At 58.1% G+C, this 7,381-nt stretch carries 4 protein-coding genes; all 4 read right to left on the reverse strand.

Annotated features, from left to right (window positions below):
- Positions 1-5 precede the first annotated feature (5 nt).
- A complete protein-coding gene (locus M0R70_14350; protein ID MCK9420549.1) occupies positions 6-2,732 on the reverse strand; it encodes a cation-translocating P-type ATPase in 2,727 nt (908 codons plus the stop codon).
- Between the two features lie 465 nt (positions 2,733-3,197).
- Positions 3,198-3,704: a rhodanese-like domain-containing protein gene (locus M0R70_14355; GenBank protein MCK9420550.1), complete on the reverse strand. Its 507-nt coding sequence runs from the start codon at positions 3,702-3,704 to the stop codon at positions 3,198-3,200.
- Between the two features lie 64 nt (positions 3,705-3,768).
- A complete protein-coding gene (locus M0R70_14360; protein MCK9420551.1) occupies positions 3,769-5,322 on the reverse strand; it encodes a YeiH family protein in 1,554 nt (517 codons plus the stop codon).
- Between the two features lie 262 nt (positions 5,323-5,584).
- Positions 5,585-7,381 (reverse strand): cation-transporting P-type ATPase (locus tag M0R70_14365; protein MCK9420552.1); only part of this gene is annotated, 1,797 nt, incomplete at its 5' end.

A 7,381-nucleotide genomic window follows, 5' to 3' on the forward strand; every position in this document is an offset into this window, starting at 1 on the left:
TTCTGCTATCGTGTCGCCCCCGTTATCCGGTTCTCCGCTGTCCTTCGCAGCACGGCCTTCAGCGCCTCCATGGACAGGAGCACCACAACGCTGATCCCGATCACGATACTCATGTCCGTGAGCGTTGGAAGTCGTATCCCGAAAGCCTCGCGCAGTGCCGGGATCTGAATGAGCCCTGCGACCAGCACCAGTTCCCAGAAGATAGCCAGGAGCAGCCAGCCGTGGGGCGGCGCCTTGAAGATGCTGAACCGGAGCGAACGGAAACTCAAGGCGATGACCAGTTCGACGATGATGAAGAGGAAAAACATCTCGGTCCGCGCGTGCTCGATGTCCCCCAGATCATGGAAGAACAGCCAGAAGAAGAGCGGGATCTCGACCAGCAGCGCCAGCAGGATGAAGGTGAGCACTTCGCGGGTGAAGACGCTCTCCTTCGGGTCCCGCGGCGGCCGCTGCATGATGTCCGGGTCCGGCGGCGCAACGCCGAGGGCGAGGGCGGGCAGGCCGTCGGTCGCAAGATTGATATACAGGATGGCGGCGGGAAGGAGCGGCAGATACTCCGGCCCCATCATCAACACGACTCCGCCGATCACGGCCACCTCGGTGATGTTGGCCCGCAGGAGGTAGGTGAGGTATTTCTTAATGTTGTCGTAGATCCAGCGTCCCCGCTCAATGGCCATGACGATCGTGGCGAAGTTATCGTCCAGCAGGACCATGTCGGCGGCCTCCTTGGTCACCTCGGTCCCGCTGATGCCCATGGCTATCCCGATATCGGCATGCTTCAGGGCCGGCGCGTCGTTCACACCGTCGCCCGTCATGGCAACCACATCTCCCCGGTGCTTCCAGGCCTTCACGATCTTGAGCTTGTCCATGGGCGACACGCGGGCGTACACCGAAACGGTATTCACGATCCGGTCGAACTCCTCATCCGACATCCGCTCCAACTCCGCGCCGGTCATCACCCGGTCGCCTTCCTGGTAGATCCCCATCTCTCGCGCCACCGCCATGGCAGTGAGCTTGTGGTCGCCGGTGATCATCACCGGCTTGATGTGCACCTGCCGGCATACCCGGATCGCCTCAATCGCCTCGACGCGGGGCGGGTCCATCATGCCGGCGAGGCCGAGGAAGACCATGTCGCTCTCGACGGCGTCCTCGTCGTACGCGAGGCCGTCGGGCAGGGTACGGGACGCAACAGCCAGCACGCGCAGCGCCGCTGCCGCCATCTCCTCGTTCGCGGACAGGATGGCGGTATGATCGGCGTCGGTCAGCTGCCGTAGGATGCCGTTTTCCAGGATGCGGGAGCACCGCGCCAGCACAAGCTCCGGCGCGCCCTTCAAAGAGGCGATGTGGCCCCCACCGGAGCGATGGATGGTCGTCATCCGCTTCCGCTCGGAACTGAAGGGGAGCTCTTCCACGCGGGGATGCTCGAGCCTTGTCTCGTGCACGTGAATGCCCGCCTTGGCTGCCGCCACCACCAGGGCGCCTTCTGTCGGGTCGCCCTTGATGCCCCACTTTCCGTCGCGTTCGTGAAGGTCTGAATCGTTGCACAAGATCCCGTGCTTCAGGAACTCCTCGAGGGACCGGTTTCCCGCGGCCTGCACGGCTTCGCCGCCCGACCGGAACTCGCCCTCGGGCGCATAGCCCGCCCCGCTCACGTCAATCGACCTGCCGGCGAGGTACAGCTTGCGCACGGTCATCTCGCCCTTGGTGAGAGTTCCGGTCTTGTCCGAACAGATGACGGTCGTGCAGCCCAGCGTTTCGACTGCGGTCATTTTCCGCACCAGGGCGTTCTGTTTTGCCATCTGGCGCATCCCGATGGCGAGCGCGCCGGTGACAATGGCCGCAAGCGCCTCGGGCACGGCGGCCACGGCGAGAGCGATCGCGAACATGGTGATCGTCACGATAAAGGGCAGACTCACACTGCCCTGGGCAAGGTATTCACGCACGATGCTGATGCCCGCAACGAGGAAGCAGATCCCGAGCGCGATGATCCCGAGCCACTTGCCGATTTCCTCGGTCCTCTTCTCCAGCGGCGTCTTCTCCATCTCGACATTCGTCACCTCCTCCGCGATTTTGCCGAGCTCGGTCCGCATGGCCGTCGCTGTAATTACGGCTTTGCCCCTCCCGTAGGTGATGGTTGTGCCGGTGAAAACCATGCTCTTTCGGTCATTGACCGCTGACTCGGCGGGTACGGCGTCTGAGCGCTTCCCGACCGGGACGGACTCGCCGGTCAGGGAGGCTTCGTCGCACCGCAGGGAGTGCTCCTCGACGATCCGCGCGTCGGCGGGGACCTTGTCGCCCGCTTCGAGCAGCATGACATCGCCCGGCACCAGGTCCTTCGAAGGAACCTCCTCCTCCCGGCCGCCACGCAGCACGGTAATCGTCGGCGAGAGCATTTTTCTGAGCGCCTCGATCGCCCGCTCAGCACGGTATTCCTGGATAAAGCCCAGGACCGCCACGAATACGACGATGACGGCGATGATGGCGGCATCCACCACCTCGCCGACCAGGGCGGACAGGACGATGGCGACCAGCAGGATGATGACCAGGGTATTCTTGAACTGGTTGAGAAAGAGCGTCAGCGGCGAGATGCCCTTCTCCTTCCGGAGTTCGTTCGCACCATAGAGCACGAGGCGTTCGGAAACCTCCTGGCTTTTCAAGCCCTGGTGTATGTCACTGCCGAGCTCTGTGATCACTTGAATCGCTTCCATTGCGTGCCAGTGCATGCGTTCCATTGATCCCTCCGGTTTCGAGTGATAAGAATAAATTCCGGGCAGCGATACAAAGCCGTCGGAAAGGGTCCTTTCCCTCGGCGAACGGCGTCTTCGCGAGGATTGCGGACCCCCCCGCTTTTTTATGGCAAATGCCGGCTTTTTGTCAACAATCCCGGCCCGTCCGCGCCCCCCGCAATACGGCGATTATGAAATGAGATACGTGGCTTGTCAAGCGGATTCTTGGCCGCCTCTCGTGTATAAGGAGCCCGTCCGGAGCAAGGAATATTCCCTCAGTCGTGTATAGGTACGCGCACATCCCGATGAACACCAGGCTTCTCAATGCGAGGGACGGCAGCACCGTGAAAAGCACAATGATGAACGTTTCAATGATCGTCTTTTTCATCGACAGGGCAGGGTGTCAGGAGCGGGGATGACCCGTAAACAAGCCCTGCGGAGCGAATGCCCCGCAGGGGAACGACAACGCGATTATTTGCCTTCGGCGGTAGGATAACCCTTTTTGATCCACTCGGGCAACCCTCCGCGCAGCCAGTTGAGGTTCTTATAGCCGAGGTCCTGCAGCATGACCGCCACTGCCGGAGACCGCCAGCATTTTTCTCCGTTGCAGTAGTTGATGATCACGTCATCCTTCTTGAGTCCCGCGAATTCCGCGAGCGTCGCCTTGTCCAGCAGATCGTCTGAGTTCAGCCGAATTGAGCCGGGAATGCGCTCCTTCTCGAACTCGTCCACCGGCCGGTTGTCCAGGATCACGATCTTCTTTTTCTGGTCGACCATGGCCTTGAGCTCGTCGGCCGTTAGGTTCTTGACGCCCTTTAGTGAGGCCGGCATCTCCTTCTTGTCGCGTTTCAGGATCTTGAATTCATCGACCTGCTTGGCCGCCCCTGCTGAATATTTCGCGTCCACAGCCAACGAGGGGCCGGCCAGGACCAGTACTGCTGTTACGAATGCGATACAGACAACTGCGATCTTTTTCATCGAATTTCTCCTTTCACGGTTTCAGTTTACTGACCGGACAGGCTCCGGCAGTGTTGTTGTGAGGTTACCGGATGTCCGGCACCGGGAAAATGACCCCGCCGAACAGCAGGTAGGCCAGGATCAGTGTCCAGACGACATTGAACGCCTGCGCAGTGACGAAGGCAAGCGCGGGCCGTCCCTCCTCCATTTTCGCCATATCAAGGAAGCGCGTCTCAAGACCGATGGAAACGAACGCCAGAGCGAACCACCAGGTACGAAGCTCTCCCAGCACCTTCTTTGTACTGTCTACGGTGTCAAGAGGCAGCACAAAGGAAAAGACGACCGAGGCCACGATGAAGCCCAGAACGAATTTCGGGAACCGGTCCCAGATTACGCGGGCCGTAGGGCGCTGGCCCGCGGCCGCTCCCGCCCTGAACGTCCACCAGATCGAGAGGATGAAAGCGGCAACGCCGATCAATGCGTTCTGTGAGAATTTGACAATAACGCCTGTCTTCATGGCCGCTTCGCTGATCAGTGCGCCTGCCGCGACGACCGAGCCGCTCGTATCGAGCGTGCCTCCGAGCCATGCGCCGCCCACGATTTCGGGAATGCCGAAATACTTTACTGCCCAGGGCATAAGGACCATCATGGGCACCGCGATGATCAGCACGAGCGAGGTGACATAGGAAAGTTTCTTCTTGTCCCCCTCGATGGCGCCGCAGGTCGCGATCGCGGCGGACACGCCGCAGATCGAGACCGCGCTCGACAGGATTACGCCGAACTCATCGTCCACCTTGAGCTTTCTGCAGAGCCAGAAACAGAAGTACCAGACCACTCCGATCACCAGCACTGCCTGAACGATACCGAGAGCTCCCGCCTGCACGATTTCGAAGAACAGAAGTCCCGCTCCCAGGATCACGAGGCCGGTCTTGATGTAATACTCGGTCTGGACGGCATCCCGGAGCCATTGGGGGAGGCCGATGGTGTTGCTGATGGCAAGCCCGATGATCAGGGCGAAGATGACATATTCTATGCCCCAGTCGGTCGGCAGCGCATTCCCTGCCAGGAAGCGGGACAGCCAGGCGAGGAAAAAAACAACGGGGAACGCCACAATATATTTTCTGAGATTTCTGCCGAGCAGGATGATCCCCACCGAGGAAACGATCAGAAAGCCCAGCGCGATCTTAATGACGTTAAAGATGTTGGTCTGGGTGAAGACCTTATCGGCGCGAGCCTTGGTGCGGTCGGCGATCTCCTTGCCGACCTCGCCCGGGATGCCTCCGACACCCTCCACTTTTCCCGCGGCCTTAAGAATTTCCTGGCGGTCGCCCTTCGCGAGCGCTTCCTGAAGGGCCTTCAGCCGCACAACCGTGCCCGCGTCTCCTTTTGCCTCGGCTTCAATGATGCGGGGTTCGACCGCGTTTTTCCATTTGTCAACGCGCGAAGCGACCTGGCTGTCCGTTGTCCATTTGAAGTTTGTCGAAATCGTTGAAAGGTTGAACAGCTTGAAATGAAACGCCGCGATGATCGCGAGGATGATGAAGAACCCGAGCCAGACAGCCAGCCAGTCCTCGTTTTTCCAGAGGGCTGAAAGCCCCTCTTTTTTTGGAGCGGGACATGTATTACCCTGTTCTGCCATACGATGACCTCCTTTTTATTTAAAAAAGTCCGTGCAAGGCGCACAAACAGTAAAACAAAATGCCTGTCAATCGGCAGTCTGTCGAACCACGCTCACCTCCTCCCCCGAATTATGAACAAATCTTTTTAATATCAATACAGATGGGCTTTAGTAATAATAGATGAAACCGTTGGTCTGTTTTTTCGCGACGCATGGATGAGGTGATTGCAGGGCCACAGGCAAACTGTTTCCGACATGTGATGTAATTATGAAAGCAGGGCGACTATTTGTCAAGTTGATTTTCGTTTATTTTTTGTTTTCTTTTGATCAATTTCTCCAGCTCCACGGCAAGGAAGACCACGGATGACAATGCGAGCGTAAACAGCAGCTCATTCAGCGTCAGCGGTTCTGTCTTAAATATCGGATTTAACACAGGCACATAGATCGTGGCCATCTGAAGAACAAAAGTCAACACGACCGCGCCGAGGAGGTATTTATTGGAGAATATCCCGATCGTGAACAAGGATTCTGTTTCCGATCGTATGGCGAGAACATGGCCGAGCTGGGTCAGACAGAGCACGGTAAATACCATGGTTTGCCAGTGAGCATGCTCTGTCTTGATGGACCAGGCCTGAACAAAAAGGACGATGCCGGCCATTAAGAGACCCACCCATATCGCATGGGCGCCGAGACCGTGGCTGAAGATGCTTTCTTTGGGATGCCGCGGCGGTCTTTTCATAACATCGCCCTCGGCAGGTTCCGCGGACAGGGCGAGGGCGGGTAGCCCGTCCGTCACCAGATTGATCCAGAGCAGATGGATCGGAAGCAGGGGTATCGGCAGGCCTGCCAGAGGCGCAAGGAAGAGGGTCCATATCTCTCCTGAATTCGTTGTGAGAAGATACTTGATGAATTTTCTGATATTGTCGTAGATCTTTCTCCCCTCCCTCACTGCCTTTACGATAGTGGAGAAATTGTCATCCAGAAGGATCATGTGGGCGGCTTCTTTTGATACATCCGTTCCGGTGATGCCCATGGCAACACCGATGTCCGCCCGCTTTAATGCTGGCGCGTCGTTAACCCCGTCCCCGGTCATGGCGACGAACTGGCCTTTGTCCTGGAGTGCTTTTACGATTTTCAGTTTTTGCTCGGGCGCGACCCGCGCGTATACCCGGATATGCTCGACCCTTGCCTCAAATTCCTCTAGTGATAACTTCTCCAGCTCTTGTCCGGTCATGAGCGCTTTTGGATCGTCGTCTACAATGCCCAGACGCTGGGCTATTACCCGCGCGGTGATGGGATGGTCGCCGGTTATCATGACCGGCTTTATCCCCGCTGCCTTGCACAGGGCGACCGCTTCCCCGGCTTCTTCCCGGGGCGGGTCCAGCATGCCGGTAAGACCGATGATCGTCAGACCGGTCTCAACATTCCCCGGGGACATATCAGCAGGCAGTGCGTCCCAGGTTCTCATTGCAATACAGAGGACCCTCAGGCCGTCCGCCGCCATCCGGTCATTCACTCCGTTGATCTCCTGCTTATCAACAGCCCTCAATTCCTTCGCGGTTAAAATATTTTCCGACTTGTCGATCAGAACATCTATCGCCCCTTTGGTAAAAGAAGCAAATCCTCCTTCAGGGCGCGCATGAAAAGTCGTCATGCACTTTCTGTCGGCATCGAACGGGATCTCCGCCACTCTCGGGAAATCTTTTTCCAGCTCCCTTTTCTCAAAGCCCTGTTTCTTTGCAATATCATAAAGCGCGATTTCCGTGGGATCGCCGATAACAGTGCCGTCAGCACCCGTCTGCGCGTCGTTGCTGAGCGCAAGAGCGGTCATGAGAAGCGCTTGCGGAGTGCGGCTTGCGGAGTGCGGATTACCATCCAAGGCTCCCTCTCCCCCTGCGGGAGAGGGCTGTGGTGAGGGGGCACTCCGAACTCCGAACTCCGCACTCCGAACTGCGTTGCCGTCAACATACACTTCCTCCACCGTCATCTTGTTCAAGGTGAGCGTGCCCGTTTTGTCGGAACAGATGTAGGTTACCGAGCCAAGGGTCTCTACGGCAGGCAGTTTCCGTATCAGGGCATG

It is taken from the genome of Nitrospirota bacterium (genome assembly GCA_023229435.1).
Classification (GTDB): domain Bacteria; phylum Nitrospirota; class UBA9217; order UBA9217; family UBA9217; genus JALNZF01.